The organism is Emticicia soli, assembly GCF_037860775.1.
Classification (GTDB): domain Bacteria; phylum Bacteroidota; class Bacteroidia; order Cytophagales; family Spirosomataceae; genus Emticicia; species Emticicia soli.
Genome location: NZ_JBBEWC010000011.1, coordinates 99,411 through 113,028 on the forward strand (window position 1 = coordinate 99,411; position 13,618 = coordinate 113,028).

A 13,618-nucleotide genomic window follows, 5' to 3' on the forward strand; every position below is an offset into this window, starting at 1 on the left:
AACTTCCTTGATTACTTTTATGGAGATCGCAATGAACACTCATTTAGCGAATAGTCTGTCTATGACTGAAATTCTGGCCAAAATTAAACAAACGCCAAACCCTACACAAGACCAGACTCTGATTGCACAAGTTTGTACTTACTTGAAAGAACACAAACAGGATTCTACTCCATTTGATGCAAAACGCTGGATTCAAATGATGAGTAATAATCAAGAAATACCACTACTAGCGAACAATGAATTCAGTCTTGTTAAAAAATATGATGTCATCAAACACCCTAGCTTACTCTTTTATCTGAAAAACCAGAATATTCCACTCAATACAGCCAAACAATATCTTTCAGAGTTGAAAGTTTATCATTCCACGCTAAAGAAACATTTCTTTGTTTTAGGCTTTGCACATGAAAAAGAGGGGTATGTGATAAGTAACCCGATTTTGAATGACTGGATTGGTGAACATTCTATTTCATTTGTTAGAGGACAAAACCAAAACATTGACACAATTCATATCTTTCAAAATGTCTGGGACTATCTTTCTCTCCTTACACATTTAAAAGGCAAAGATTTCCAGACAGACTCCCTCATTTTGAACGCTGAAGAGTGCCTGCCACAAGTGAAAGCATACTTGTACCAATATGGTTATCGAAAAGCTTACACTTGGTTAAATAATGACAAGGCTGGAATAAAGGGTACTCGACAATTGGGAGCGGTGTTCCGGCAAGAACAAAATATCATTCATATTGCCATGAATGCTTTCTATCAACCATTCGTCAACCTGAGTGATTGGTATACACACCAAGTCAGCACAGAACAATAAGGAACTGTTATGAATTTTGCACAGATAAAATCATTATATAGAGTTTCGGAAATTGGTATTCACTATAAATACAAAGTTCCTTACAAAGATAGAATTGCAATTGACTCTCCATCTAAAGCTTATGAAGTTCTACGATTCACTTGGGACCAGAACAAAATCGAATTGATGGAGCAATTCAAAATTTTGTTAACAGATAATAAGAGTAACTGCTTAGGAATTGTAGATATAGCTTCTGGTAGCATGAATGCCTGTATCGTTGATACACGATTGTTATTCTCTGCCGCACTAAAGGCAAAGGCCAGCGGAATTATATTAACTCATAATCATCCCTCTGGTAATTTAATTCCTAGTGAAAAAGATAAAGAATTGACTGAAAAGATTCATCAGGGAGGGAAGATATTAGATATTGCTATCCTTGATCATTTGATTGTTTCTCCTCAAAGTTATTATTCTTTTATTGAAAACGGAATAATGCCTGATCAAAAACAATCTAATGAAAAGGCAAAGGGGATAAACCTATCCCCGATGAACCCAAAACAACTTTTGCTGTGACTAAAAAAGTAATCAAATTTCGGCATTTCTTCTCTGAAAAGCAAGGTTGAGCTCATGAAGTCCATCTATTGAATACGTTTCATTCTTAATCATAGCACCTCTCTCTTTTAAATTGGTATCTGTCTATCAGCTTGGCTTCAATGGCTTTGATGACGCTAATCCCTTTTTACTGCGTAAAACCTGCGGCTCTCAAACACAAATAGACGCGAGCATCGATTTGTGTTTGTTCGGGGAGCTATCACCTCCATCCAAGCCTTTTCTGCTTCCATCATCCACCATTGAATAAAGAGATTAACTCATGACTTCTAATGACACATACACCCGCATCACCAATAAAATTATTGCTGATCTTGAAAAAGGCGAACTAACCTGGCGAAAACCATGGAATAGTGAGCATCTGGCACAGAATGTTCAACGCCCTTTGCGTTGGAATAATATTCCTTATACAGGCATCAACACGGTTGTTCTATGGGCAACAGCAGCCGAAAAAGGATATGCTTTGCCTCACTGGATGACTTTTAATCAGGCTATAAATCTAAAGGCATCTATCCGTAAAGGTGAAAAAGGTTCACAGGTCATTTATGCAGAACAAATGCTTAAAGAGGAAGAAGATAAAGATGGTGAAAAACAGATTATTCAGATTCCCTTTTTGAAATCCTACACAGTTTTTAATGCTAGTCAGATTGATGGTTTACCTCAGCATTTCTATGAATTGGCTGAACAAGTACCAAACAATTCACCACAGCGCATAGAGGAACTGGACAAATTCTTCACTCAAACCAAAGCAGATATTCGGACAGGTTCTAAAGCTGCTTACTATTCAATGGATGATTATGTGGACATGCCACCGATTGAAAGTTTTGAAGCAGCCAAAGATTATTATTCAGTCTTAGCACATGAAATCACCCATTGGACAAAACACCCCACACGCCTTAACCGTGATTTTGGCCGCAAACATTGGGGAGATGAAGGCTATGCCAAAGAAGAATTAGTAGCTGAAATTGGTGCTTGTTTTCTGGCCGCTGATTTAGGCTTTGAACCCATGCCGGAAGAAAAACATGCCGCGTACATTCAATCATGGTTGAAAGCATTACAAGATGATAAAAAGCTAATTTTCTCTGCTGCGGCTTATGCTCAGAAAGCCACTGAATTTCTTCATAGCTTTCAACATAATATCCAAACCTGACAATAAGAATTTTGATAAAACATAAAAGAGAATGTGTGCATTCTCTTTTATGTTTAGCCACTTTTAAATACTCTATTAGAATTATAATTCTAATTTAATTATATCCCTCTTTTTGCATCTTCATCAGAGAACAGATATTCAAGACCACCACAATTTTTGTTGTGTTTACCATCTTTATATCCAATGTATGCTTTGGGATTAAAGAAACTTCGTACTTCAGGATTACAAGTGGCAGTATCTACTCCCCATGCTTCACACTTCTTAGTTTCTATTACTCTTTTTCCATTAGCCATTTTTACGATAATAGAATCAGCTGTTTGTGGAAAGAACTTTTGCGGATTTTCATCTGTCCAGAAATCAAAATCTATAGATTCTTTACGTTTGAGCTTTACTGTTTCACCTGTTTTGGTGCTGCGATAATACCACCCAAATTCAATTTCATTGCTAGAATTGTTTGTAAATGTCAAAGAATACCGACAGGTTTTAGGCCCTACACAAGATTCAGAAATAGCAGTGCAGATTATCAGGAGAATTAAAAATTTCGTTTTCATGCGCTTTTATTTACCATTGACTAAAAAGTATATTTACTGCCGCAGTTTGAGGATTACTACTATGACTTGTTAAATAGTCTCTTACAGTACCCCAAGTATCATTATATCTGATTGCTTGTTGGAATTCGACAATAGAATAACCCGATACATTATCATTTGCATACATTGCTCCAAACGAAGTTTCTTGATTAAAATTGTCAATTAAATCAATAACGATAGGTGTATAATCTATTGGTGACAGGCTTTGAGAAATATAATATGGTGCATCAAATCTCCGCTGAAAATTGTCAGTAAAATTTGTTGGATCTGAATAAGCTAACGGCGACGAAGGACTAGATCCGACAAATACCGCATCTCCACACTTCCCGTATTCTATTGAAGTAAAATGCCATTTTACTCCCTCACCCCAAGATTCTGCCACAGCAGAACTGCCAAAATTATAGCCTGTTGTATTAATGAGGTAGTGGACATTATGACCTAGTTCATGAATAACCGTGCCAAATGTTTCTAAACAACTTCTATATCGATAGCCAAGATTATTATTATTAGCATCGTCAATTTTTGTCCATATTTTTATTTTAAAGCCTCCTGGGTTAAATTGATTTGATAAACCTGGTCTATAGTTTTGCTCATTTTCATCTCTTACCGAAAGCCTTGTATAACCTGGGGTAGTTAAAGTGAAGTTATTATAATAATATTCATAAGCAGCCCTGTGAGTTACCGCATATAGCCTTGATTTACCACTTATTATAACCAAACTCCATGGAGTTGATTGTTCTGGACCATTAAATACAGCTATATCAAGATCTGAATTTAATATATCAAAATCTGCTCTAGACCATAAAATTTCATGATTAGCAGGATTATTATAGCTAACACCAATATTATAATAACCCCAATTGTCAGTCAGAGTACTTTCAGTAGAAAACCATCTTCTAGTCCTAACCTTGCACCCCTTTATCGGAACATTCATGTTTTTTACATCATCAAACATTTGAATCTGCCCATTAGGTATCCATGATGCTACTTTGGTGTTTTTCAGTTTTTTCTCGGGTAAATTATCACTTAACCTAAGGGCTTCATTATCTAATACATCTATAAGATTACTGTATTTATTTTTTAACTCATCGTCCTTATCCGGTAGATATAATTCCGATAAAATTTCATGTTGAATTTTTGGAAAATCGTATTCGACTTTCACCGCCGCATATTTCCATGAAAAAGACCCATCTTTAATGCTTGAATCGCGATAGGAGTTCCCCCGTTTAACTATTTCGTAGTCAAGAGGATAATTATATAACTCAAGATTTTTATCTCTATTTAATAAAGCGTATTCCTCCTCATTTTTTGGCAAAAAACGTACATACAAATAGTTTGGTTTAATATTTAATTGAAGTTTATCTGGGCGGTTAGCATTAATATTTTCCAATGCTTTTTTCATGTTTTCAATAGTGTACGGATTTTTGAGTTTCCTGCCTAAAACCATGAACTGATCATTGATTTGACTAGCCTCTTCTCTTAGTCCAGAAAATTGGGCAGATGATTCGGGTTTTGTAGGATTTAATGCTATTTTTTCGTTTTCGATAAATTGTTTGTCACATGCAAATGCAAAAAAAAGAATAACAATAGATGTTATAAGTCTAAAATTTTTCATAGAAGTAATTATTAATTGTATTAAATGGTCAGAAGAACTTTGGCAAAATTTTTACTCAAAAAAAGCATATACAACTAAAGGTCAAGCATAATTTACTCGAAAAAATGCTCAACATTTTCACAGCGGGATGTTTCATAATCTTCACAAAGATTGTTTTAGAATTTACTAAATAATATTAAAAAAGTACATGCTGATTCAATTAATAAAATTGAATCAGTTTTAAAAGAAGCAGTAATGCTAAACGTAGTCAAATTATATTAGGCCAATCTTGACCCAATTAGAAAGGATATGTTTTCTGTAACAATAATTTTTTTAGCACTGCAAAAGATCCTTTTAAAATTCACCTAATAAAGATATGTTTAATAAAAATATAGCTACAATATACGTACAAGATTTATTTATTTTACGGGAACATTGTTATTTAACGGCTACATTTTATGTGTTTCTAAAAAATCCCCCTTTTGTTTATCGGTGATTGAATAATGTCAGCCTGGCTCAAACGCTGTGCTTACGCTTATCCCTCTTTTTTATAAATAAAAAAGCTCGCAAGCGACTCCTGACAAAAAATAGACGCAAGCATCGATTTTTTGTCACTCGGGGAGCTACCACCGCTTTCTGAGCCTTTTTTGCTGCCATCATCAACAACAAACAAAGGAGATTTGCTGATGACAAATACAAACGAAACCACTTCCAAACAACGTCCAACTCATACCGTGTACATCACCAGCACCAAAGCTGATTCTAATGAAACTAGCTGGCTTCAAGTAGGAGCTGCCTGGACTCACAAAGATAATCAGGGTTTTAACCTCTCCATTGATCATGTCAGTCCCAATGGACAGTATGTTCTCCGCAAGAGAAAAACTAAAGCTGAATAAATTTAAGGCTGGACAGTTTCTTCTGTCCAGCCTCTTTCTATTTAGTATTTTATCTTAGCAATCCTTTTTCCTTTAGCCATTGTCTTTATTCTCTATGAGTATGTTGGTAACAAGGCTTTCTTCACCAGTAGCATATCGCTCGTCCGTTGCAGTAATAATCCGAGGCAGGTGTTCAAATAAAGCCATGAACAAAGGTTCTAATAGAAACCCTTGAATCTTTATCACATCACTCGAAAAGCAAAGGGTAATCACATTCTTATCTTCGCCCGGATCAAATGCTACTGAAACAAGATAGGAATAGTTATAAAATGCTCTTTTCCCATCCGGCCAGACCAGACAAAGGTTTCGAGTCGAGCCTGACTGCTGATAATAGTCCTGATTTTCAGTAGTCTCATTTTGCTCAGTTTGTGTCGGGTCATTTTCCCGCATCTGATCAAACCGGAGTTTATATCCTTGGCTCATAATCTCTGTCTGGTTTAGATCGTGGATACTTGTTCTCTTTCACTTTGTTGCGTTGATTGGGCGAAAGCACATCTTTGCTACTTTTCTCCCGGATATGTTGCTCTATGATAACAGCATCGAGTGTTTTCCGACGCACTAACTCGATGGCTGATTGTCTGTCTCCCAATTGTGAAGCGTAGTCCATCAATTGCGCTTTATCATCTGTATAGATTCTTACACGTTCCCGACCACGAGAGACGGACACATAAAACTGCTTGGCATCTGTGGCCGGAAAAGTCGCTGCCGGTTGGGCAATAAATACTTCATCTACTGTCTTCCCCTGTGAAGCATGTGAGGTGATGCAATAGGCATGCGTCAGGTGGCCAAAATCCTTATCCAACTCGTATTCTGCTTTGCTTACAATATTCCGCAGTTTGATTTTACCGTCTTTGCTGACTTTCAGCACCTGCATCATTTGTCCATTATTCAGCCGGTTCTTTTGCTCATCAAAACCATTGCGGGTAATGCGTATCACATCATTCTTGGCCAGAGAAATCATGCTTTTCTCATACAATTCATAATCTTTGCTGCAATCTTTTGGCAACTCAACAATTTGTTTGTCTTCATTCTGAATCAATGTTCCTCGGGCTGTACTCTGAGTGATTGTCCAGACACTCCCTCTGGCAATATTTTTCAGGTTTTGGTTGAACTGAATCACCTGTCCCTCTTTGAAATTCCTCCAGTCGCTTTTCTGTGCCTCTGTCAGATTCATGTTCTGCAATCGAGAAACGGCTAATTCTCTTTTTCCCAGCAAACCCGATGCTCTCAGTTTTTTACGGATGGTATCAGTTACCTCATCACTCTGTTGATGCGTTGGAGAAATCACCAAGGCTGTCTTTTTATTTTTGATGGTCTCCAGATAATCACTTACCAATGTTTCATAGGGTTTCATCGGATCAATACTTTGGATTGCTCCCAATTCATCAAGCTTTTCAAAAGCACCCGGCACATTGCCTATAGATAAATCCTCTACTGCCTTTTTGTAATTTTCATTCCGTTCCCGATAAACCTTACTAATTTCGGCTGTCTTGATCCCTCCTACTGTATTGAGAATCCGCAAAGCATCTCCTCTGACCACACTGGCATGCTGGCGGGTATCACCTACCAGAATCAATCGGGCATTCTGGTTGTTGGTCAGTTCCAATAGTGCACTCATATCCTTTGTGCCTAGCATCCCTGCTTCTTCCACAATCAGTACTTGCCCTAATAGCTTCTCCTGCATCTTTTTATCAGCCAGCAATTTGGCCACTGTTTCTGCCCCTCGAAAGCCCTCCTGTCTGAGCATCCCTCTCGATGCTTCTGCTGAGGGAGCCACCATGGTTACAGTCTTGCCTGTCTGTTCAATTAAGGGAACCAATTCCTGTAAAGTGGAAGTTTTCCCTGTTCCGGCTTTGCCCGTCACAATAGAGACCCGATGGGTTGTATTTAGAATATGCACAATGGCATCTTTCTGTTGACCTGTAGCTTTGATCTCAGGCAGCTTTTGATAGAGCGGCCACAACTTGCCTTGCCCCTGTTGGGCAAGTCTGACCATTCTTTGTTCTTCTGAAAGTACCTGTCGGGTAGTGGTCATAACTTTGCCTTTTTCCTTGACATGAATCAGGCTGTCTTCCTGTTTGAAATGCTCGGTAATTGCTTCGACTGAAACAGCTGCGTGTCCAATCCCATACCGATAGGCAGTAGCCAGTAATCTTCTGTCCTGATAAACAGAAGCTCTTTCAAAACAATGTTGCAGGGCATAGTCCACACATATTGACGGACTCAGCAATTTCTCTTCTTTCTTTGGTGCATAACGGACAATCGGATTTTCTGTTCCGCCCTCCTTTACAGCCTGTTCATGAATCTGTCTGCGCCATTCTTCTTTCAACTCTTCCATTGAATGGCCTTTTTGTTTTTTGCTTCTGGTTCTGGCGCCCAGACCATCCAACTCCCTTGCATCGGTAATGCCTTTTTCTCTGGCTACACGACCAATTTCATCGGTTCTCTTGGAGAAAAGGTCAATCACTCTTTGCGGGACACCGACAACCTCAAAAGAGGTCTTGGTTGGCCTAATCTGATAACCCTCTTTAATCAGATTATCTGCCAATCGTTTCTGGAAACGGACCTGATAATAGGGCATTTCTCTTTTGATGTCTCTGAACTGACAAGCCTTAAGCCGCTTTTCCTCTTCATCCCAGGTAATATTGAAAACAAAGCAATGCGCATGCAGATGCGGGTCGGGCATGGACTCATCCACAGGTCGGGCTGTCTGATGGGTAAAATCGACCCATAGCAGCTCACCCGTAGCTCTCTCTTCGTCTCGCCCTTTGGTACGCACCCTTGTCTTACTGTCCTGCTCAATGTCCTGCATGGTCTCTGTGACACTCTTTTCAAAAGCCACCAGAATATGTTCGTCTTTTGAGAGCACATGCAGGATAGAAACAGATTTCGGACAATGAAAATTAATATCGTAGCCGACCGTCCTGTCGTCTTTGGTACGAGGGCTTAAAGGCTTTCCGGTCTGTGGATGAATGTTATCACATAGGTCATTGAACAGGTCTTTTGTGACCTGCCCCTTTATGCCTATACGCTTTGCCAAAAGCCCTTGTATCTTGCCTTGTAATTCCTGATCATCTACATAATAATCAGACTTGGAAAGGGCATCTCTGAAATAGGCTTTGGCATGGGCGGCAGAACTGCTTTGTATCATCCGTATCATAGACCATCGGATTTATACATGTACTGATGAACTGTTTAGATAATTCGGCTACCTGTTAAGCTTCGTATAAAATGAAGCTCTGAACAGGTATGCGAGGGCTGTGCCAGGGAATCGGTCTTAGTAGTTGATTGTTTTGTATCAGACATCTTCCCTAAGCACAGCTTAGGAGCTAATTGACCTCCACCATTTCCTCTTCTTCAAAGGTCTCAGCCAGTTTTCTACGGGTGTCCGGGTCAGCAGGTTTGCGACCATAATACCTTACCCCTCGGGTATCTTTAGGGTCTTTATCCAGAATAAAGGCTGTGGCTTTTTCCTCTGAAAATATCATTTCATCAATCGTATCCATAATAAACTGGTCGCCCTGATAGTAAGCCAATCTATAATTCAGCCAGTACCCAAAGCTGCTAAGCACAATCAGATAACCTACCGTTTGTTGGAGAAAAATCAGCCCTAGCCCAATCAAGAAAAAGAACAAAGGCTCCAGGACTGTCTCTATCATACGTAAATCAGTCTTCCTGTTTTTCCACTCAACAGTCCAGAACCGAGGATGAATCTCGCCGGGGTCAAGACTACTTCGACCCATCTCAAAAACCGAGGGCAAGCGTTTAATCTCTTTCTGTCTTTGCAGGCACATATAAAAGAAAGCACCCAGAAAGAGATACCAACTCAATTCGTGCAAAAAGAAATCTCCCCAATCAAATCTTCTCCCGCCATGCTGAAATTGCTGTTGCTCTATGAGCGTGTTCAGATCAGTCATGGAATTAAATTGTCCCATACTACTGACTGTTGATTCCCCCAAAAGTGAAATTGCTTTCAGGTAAGGCAACAAACCAATAGGAACATAGGCTAAGACTAATACTAACATAATAGCGATGCTCATAGAGAAGTAGCGTTCTCCCAGGTTCTTTCGAATAAAGACTTCCAACAAAGTTCTGGGAAAAGCCCGGGCACGTAGGATCACTCCGACAACAGCATCTTCCAACGCTGCGGTGCTTTTATACACCGAGCGGAAATACAGGTTCTTTTTCATGATAAAAAGAGGTGTTTAAGGTTGATAATTCTGTTTAAATGTCATCTTTACAAAGTTCTGTCCTTTATACACACTGTCGCCCTGCCGATGCAGATAACCCTCCACACGACCCTCATTTGCGTTCCCTCCTGTTTTCAATCGCACAAAATCTTCCGGTCGAACCATTCTTTCCAGTTTCAGGGATTTTCCACGGGTATGAGAAAATTCTTTAGCAACGGTATGACTACTTGTCTCATCTTCAAAATAGGCATCGCCAATCAGTTCTGAGGCATATTTATTGGTTTCTATGTCTGCATTGGCATGAAAGATTTTTGTCCCTAAAGTACCTAGAAAACTCTTGACCCGGTATTCGGCTTTTTGTCCACCCATGCAGGCATAGTAATTGGGTAAATTCTGAGAAATATACACAGTTGAGATGCGGCTGCTTCTGGCAGTTGCCTGATAGTCTGCATCATGTTCATGTAAAAAGTTCTGTGCTTCATCTGCCCATAAGAACAAAGGGCGAGGATTATCTGCAACAGCACGTTTTTCCATGGCACGTTGCCAGATGTATTTGAACAATATCTGACAGTCTCTGCCAACCTTTTGGTAAACCTTGACAGGAAGATTGATCAGAATGATTTTGCCGGATAAACTGTCTTGTGGCGTAAAGTTTGAATCATAGCGGCAAAACATAGAATAAATGGGTTCTCTCAAGAGCCGAAATAAAAAACCCGAAAAGGTGAAATCAATGATAGAACGGGTCTTTTCACTGAGGGTAATAAAATTCTCTTGGAAGAACTGTAGAACAAAATTATATAAGCGTGCCTGTGGAACAGCGTTTTCAAGTTCATAAACTAATGTTCCTTTTTCATCCATCAATGCATGTTGCTCTGCTGATAAAGAAACGTACCATTGTTCTACTAGCTGATCGACATTTGCTCTGGCTTTTTGAAATGCCTGATGGTAGGGTTTACTTTCTGCACCCTCCAGATTCTCATCAGCTTTGGGAATGGTTTGTACAATGTCGTAAAGTGTTTGGATGGATAGTTCACCATAGGCCAGCATGCATAAATCTATCACATTAAAAATCAGCATATCTAAAGCAGTTTCCCAGAAAGGGTCATCACTTTTGCCGCCTTTTTCCTCTCCGGCTCTGATTACTGTTTTCAGGACTTGAACGATATTTTCAGTAATGGATTGGGTAGATTGTCTTGCTTCGTATTGTAGAAAATTGAAATGGTACTCTCCACCAGGCTCAAGCACTAGCAGGTCTTTTTCCCGACCTGCCAGTTTGCAGTAAGATTGCCATTCTTCTTTTTCATCAGGCTTTACAGTCAGGACTAATCCGCCAAAGCCTGCTTTCAGGTATTTTAATGCTAAGGTTCGACCGGAACCACTTGACTTTCCGGAGCCTATGCCTCCGAAAATCTGTACGCCCTCCACAGCATGGCGAATAGTCCAGTTTCCGCTATTTGTCTGAGAAGAAAATTCAATAAGGGCTTTATCTAAGTCAAAGTCAGTCATACAAAGCTTAGGTTTAGTCAGGCAAAGATTGTCAATCAAATATACAAATCTTTTGTAGCATTTTTATTTAAAGGACTGAAAATTTATTTTTCGGCAAATAGACCTGACTCAATCAAGAAACTCAAGCCTAATAAGGGTGCTTCATTCGCAGCAGTTTCACCTGCTTCGAGTAAAATTTCTCTGTATCTGATACTTGTGATTGCCCGATAGTCATATGGAGTTAAACATTTATCAGAAAATTGAATCTCTTTTTTAGCCATTTCATACGCTAACCAGAGTTCGGCAGCTAGAGAATAGGCAGCATCAGGTTGATAGCCTAGGCATTGAGCAATCCTTGTACGTGCTGCATGCATATAGGGCAGATAGTACTCACTATAGTGCTTATAGGTATTGGGCAGGTCAAATAATTTACTTTCATATTTAAAATCCCATTCCCGCATAAGTTTGAGTAGTTTATCTGTCCTATCATGTAATTGCTCAAGAGAAATTTTCCCAAACAGATAATCATGATAGTGTATTCTTAACGTCGGTTCATAGAGAATTGTCGTAGATAGTCTGGGGATATATCCCAAGCGTTTTTCAATAAGCCATAAAGTTTGATTAGCAAGTTCAGGATAAACCTTTGCCTGAAGAGATAGACTCTCCCAAGTCAGTGGTTCTTCATAACCATACCCAAAGTCAGGGTCTAGTTGGCTCAAATAGCCGCTATGAAAATATTCTTTTTGCTCAGCACTCATAATTTGCTCCGAAAAACAATATTTATTATATTGGCATAATCATTAAAAGTCAAGTTATTTATGGACAAAGAAGACAAAGACAAAAAAGAACCCTTGTTTCCTCCACCATTTGAATCTTTTGAAGAGGAACTCGCACCAGAGATTAAAAAACTCCAGGAATCAACTAAAATGTACGAGTACAACAAACTTGAGTTGGAAAAATCACAGGCAGAATTAAAAAATGTGAGTTTTTTCCATGCAGATTTTTTAAATAAAGAAGCGACTGTAAACTACTACCATAAAAATATGAAAGTGGCAGAAAAGGAAATGAACGCTTCCAGAGAAAAAACTTATGGAAGAATGCAAAGGGTTTTTGATGAACATGAAGTTGACCCTGAGACAGCCAAACGTGTAATAGATGTATTGGATCAGAAAGTGTATCCGGAAAAGTATGAAAATAGAACGCCAAACGAAGATAAGGGAATTACTGAAGATAAAACGCAAATAGAGGTAAAAGGAGAACAGCTTAATTCCCCCAGTGAAAATCGTGAGAGTCAGGCTAATGAAGATAAGGCAGTTACGGATGATAAAAAAAATAGAGGCGTAAAGGGAGAATGGCTTGATCCCTTTACTGAAAATCAAGGAGATTTAACAAATAATGCTGAAAAAGACAAATTACCGGCAAAGAATGATTATTCCTTATCACTCATTCAGCAGAAAAGAGAACAACAGAAGATACAAGAAGCTAAAATTGCAGAAAAGGATAATCCTAATGAGAAATCTAATACAATAGAAAAAGACTCTTTTTCAGTACCAGGCTCTCAGAATTATCAGCTTAAATTCCACAAGCCTGTTTATAGAAATTTTGATAAAGACAATTCTTCAAAAGATAATAAGGATAAGTCTCCGGATAAAGAATAGATTTATTTATCAATCTTTTTCTATATCCCTATTCTGGTCTTTTGATAATTGCTTACTCTTATCACGAGTCGAGTTATCTTTTAGCCAATTGGGTAATTTAGTTTTCAATTGTTCTTTTAGCAATTGTTCACGTCCTTGTTGTATACCAACAATTCTTGGGCTTACCGCTTCAATTTTTGAAAGTTTTTCGGCTAATTCTGGTTCATACTGAGCTATGATATAGCCATCATTAAATCCTTTTAGAAAGTCCGGGTCTATTTGCGTTGTTTCTTCCATAGCTAAAATGTTTCTCTTGCGTTTCTCTCAAGATATTGATTGATAGAGTCTGTATCATAAAGAATTATTCTAGGCTGAGGTTGAGAAAAGCGAATTTTACCCTCGTCACGAAGTTTTTGCAAAGTAGTTTTTGATTTGATGCTCAAGAGTTGCATTGCTTCTTCGTCAGAAATCCATTTGGCTTTCTCTTTAGTATGTTCTTTCTTTAATCTGGCAACAACTTGTTCGACCAAAGTATAAAACGCATCTTCCTCAAGACAGATAACTTGCATAGAATAATATTTTTCACGAACCTATGAATTTTTATTAATTTAAAAAAGAAAAATACCGAAGAA

Annotated in this window: 13 protein-coding genes; 4 read left to right on the forward strand and 9 right to left on the reverse strand. The window is 38.6% G+C overall.

Going from position 1 to position 13,618, the window contains the following annotated elements; translation table 11 throughout:
* Positions 1-61 precede the first annotated feature (61 nt).
* From WAE64_RS18140 to WAE64_RS18150, 3 genes are all read left to right on the forward strand, one after another.
* On the forward strand, positions 62-817 hold the full coding sequence (locus WAE64_RS18140) for a hypothetical protein (protein WP_340239009.1): 756 nt from the start codon (positions 62-64) through the stop codon (positions 815-817).
* A gap of 9 nt (positions 818-826) precedes the next feature.
* Complete coding sequence (locus tag WAE64_RS18145) at positions 827-1,369, forward strand: JAB domain-containing protein (RefSeq protein WP_340239011.1); 543 nt, start codon at positions 827-829, stop codon at positions 1,367-1,369.
* 298 nt (positions 1,370-1,667) lie between these two features.
* On the forward strand, positions 1,668-2,555 hold the full coding sequence (locus WAE64_RS18150; RefSeq protein ID WP_340239013.1) for an ArdC family protein: 888 nt from the start codon (positions 1,668-1,670) through the stop codon (positions 2,553-2,555).
* A gap of 98 nt (positions 2,556-2,653) precedes the next feature.
* On the opposite strand, the gene WAE64_RS18155 is transcribed toward WAE64_RS18150, so the two are convergent.
* From WAE64_RS18155 to WAE64_RS18185, 7 genes are all read right to left on the reverse strand, one after another.
* On the reverse strand, positions 2,654-3,106 hold the full coding sequence (locus WAE64_RS18155; RefSeq protein WP_340239015.1) for a hypothetical protein: 453 nt from the start codon (positions 3,104-3,106) through the stop codon (positions 2,654-2,656).
* Between the two features lie 10 nt (positions 3,107-3,116).
* Entirely contained in the window at positions 3,117-4,760 is a 1,644-nt protein-coding gene (locus WAE64_RS18160; protein WP_340239016.1) for a hypothetical protein, read from the reverse strand.
* A 947-nt stretch (positions 4,761-5,707) separates the two neighbouring features.
* On the reverse strand, positions 5,708-6,097 hold the full coding sequence (locus WAE64_RS18165) for a hypothetical protein (RefSeq protein WP_340239017.1): 390 nt from the start codon (positions 6,095-6,097) through the stop codon (positions 5,708-5,710).
* Positions 6,081-8,834, reverse strand: a complete 2,754-nt coding sequence (gene mobF, locus WAE64_RS18170; protein ID WP_340239019.1) for a MobF family relaxase — start codon at positions 8,832-8,834, stop codon at positions 6,081-6,083. The genes WAE64_RS18165 and mobF overlap by 17 nt, the downstream gene beginning before the upstream one ends.
* Before the next feature lie 169 nt (positions 8,835-9,003).
* Entirely contained in the window at positions 9,004-9,864 is an 861-nt protein-coding gene (locus WAE64_RS18175; RefSeq protein ID WP_340239021.1) for a hypothetical protein, read from the reverse strand.
* A gap of 15 nt (positions 9,865-9,879) precedes the next feature.
* On the reverse strand, positions 9,880-11,370 hold the full coding sequence (locus WAE64_RS18180; RefSeq protein WP_340239023.1) for a type IV secretory system conjugative DNA transfer family protein: 1,491 nt from the start codon (positions 11,368-11,370) through the stop codon (positions 9,880-9,882).
* Positions 11,371-11,453: 83 nt separating this feature from the next.
* Positions 11,454-12,107, reverse strand: a complete 654-nt coding sequence (locus tag WAE64_RS18185) for a hypothetical protein (RefSeq protein ID WP_340239025.1) — start codon at positions 12,105-12,107, stop codon at positions 11,454-11,456.
* 60 nt (positions 12,108-12,167) lie between these two features.
* Between WAE64_RS18185 and WAE64_RS18190 the strand changes: the two genes are divergently transcribed.
* Positions 12,168-13,007: a hypothetical protein gene (locus WAE64_RS18190; RefSeq protein ID WP_340239027.1), complete on the forward strand. Its 840-nt coding sequence runs from the start codon at positions 12,168-12,170 to the stop codon at positions 13,005-13,007.
* A gap of 9 nt (positions 13,008-13,016) precedes the next feature.
* On the opposite strand, the gene WAE64_RS18195 is transcribed toward WAE64_RS18190, so the two are convergent.
* Positions 13,017-13,283, reverse strand: a complete 267-nt coding sequence (locus tag WAE64_RS18195) for a hypothetical protein (protein WP_340239030.1) — start codon at positions 13,281-13,283, stop codon at positions 13,017-13,019.
* A gap of 2 nt (positions 13,284-13,285) precedes the next feature.
* Positions 13,286-13,555, reverse strand: a complete 270-nt coding sequence (locus WAE64_RS18200; protein ID WP_340239031.1) for a helix-turn-helix domain-containing protein — start codon at positions 13,553-13,555, stop codon at positions 13,286-13,288.
* Positions 13,556-13,618: the final 63 nt, after the last annotated feature.

Bases quoted from the DNA above. Each gene is read 5' to 3' on its own strand.
- WAE64_RS18140 (WP_340239009.1), top strand. From the start codon at position 62: ATGACTGAAATTCTGGCCAAAATTAAACAAACGCCAAACCCTACACAA.
- WAE64_RS18175 (WP_340239021.1), bottom strand. From the start codon at position 9,864: ATGAAAAAGAACCTGTATTTCCGCTCGGTGTATAAAAGCACCGCAGCG.
- WAE64_RS18150 (WP_340239013.1), top strand. From the start codon at position 1,668: ATGACTTCTAATGACACATACACCCGCATCACCAATAAAATTATTGCT.
- WAE64_RS18155 (WP_340239015.1), bottom strand. From the start codon at position 3,106: ATGAAAACGAAATTTTTAATTCTCCTGATAATCTGCACTGCTATTTCT.
- WAE64_RS18195 (WP_340239030.1), bottom strand. From the start codon at position 13,283: ATGGAAGAAACAACGCAAATAGACCCGGACTTTCTAAAAGGATTTAAT.
- WAE64_RS18180 (WP_340239023.1), bottom strand. From the start codon at position 11,370: ATGACTGACTTTGACTTAGATAAAGCCCTTATTGAATTTTCTTCTCAG.
- WAE64_RS18185 (WP_340239025.1), bottom strand. From the start codon at position 12,107: ATGAGTGCTGAGCAAAAAGAATATTTTCATAGCGGCTATTTGAGCCAA.
- WAE64_RS18165 (WP_340239017.1), bottom strand. From the start codon at position 6,097: ATGAGCCAAGGATATAAACTCCGGTTTGATCAGATGCGGGAAAATGAC.
- WAE64_RS18190 (WP_340239027.1), top strand. From the start codon at position 12,168: ATGGACAAAGAAGACAAAGACAAAAAAGAACCCTTGTTTCCTCCACCA.
- WAE64_RS18160 (WP_340239016.1), bottom strand. From the start codon at position 4,760: ATGAAAAATTTTAGACTTATAACATCTATTGTTATTCTTTTTTTTGCA.
- mobF (WP_340239019.1), bottom strand. From the start codon at position 8,834: ATGATACGGATGATACAAAGCAGTTCTGCCGCCCATGCCAAAGCCTAT.
- WAE64_RS18200 (WP_340239031.1), bottom strand. From the start codon at position 13,555: ATGCAAGTTATCTGTCTTGAGGAAGATGCGTTTTATACTTTGGTCGAA.
- WAE64_RS18145 (WP_340239011.1), top strand. From the start codon at position 827: ATGAATTTTGCACAGATAAAATCATTATATAGAGTTTCGGAAATTGGT.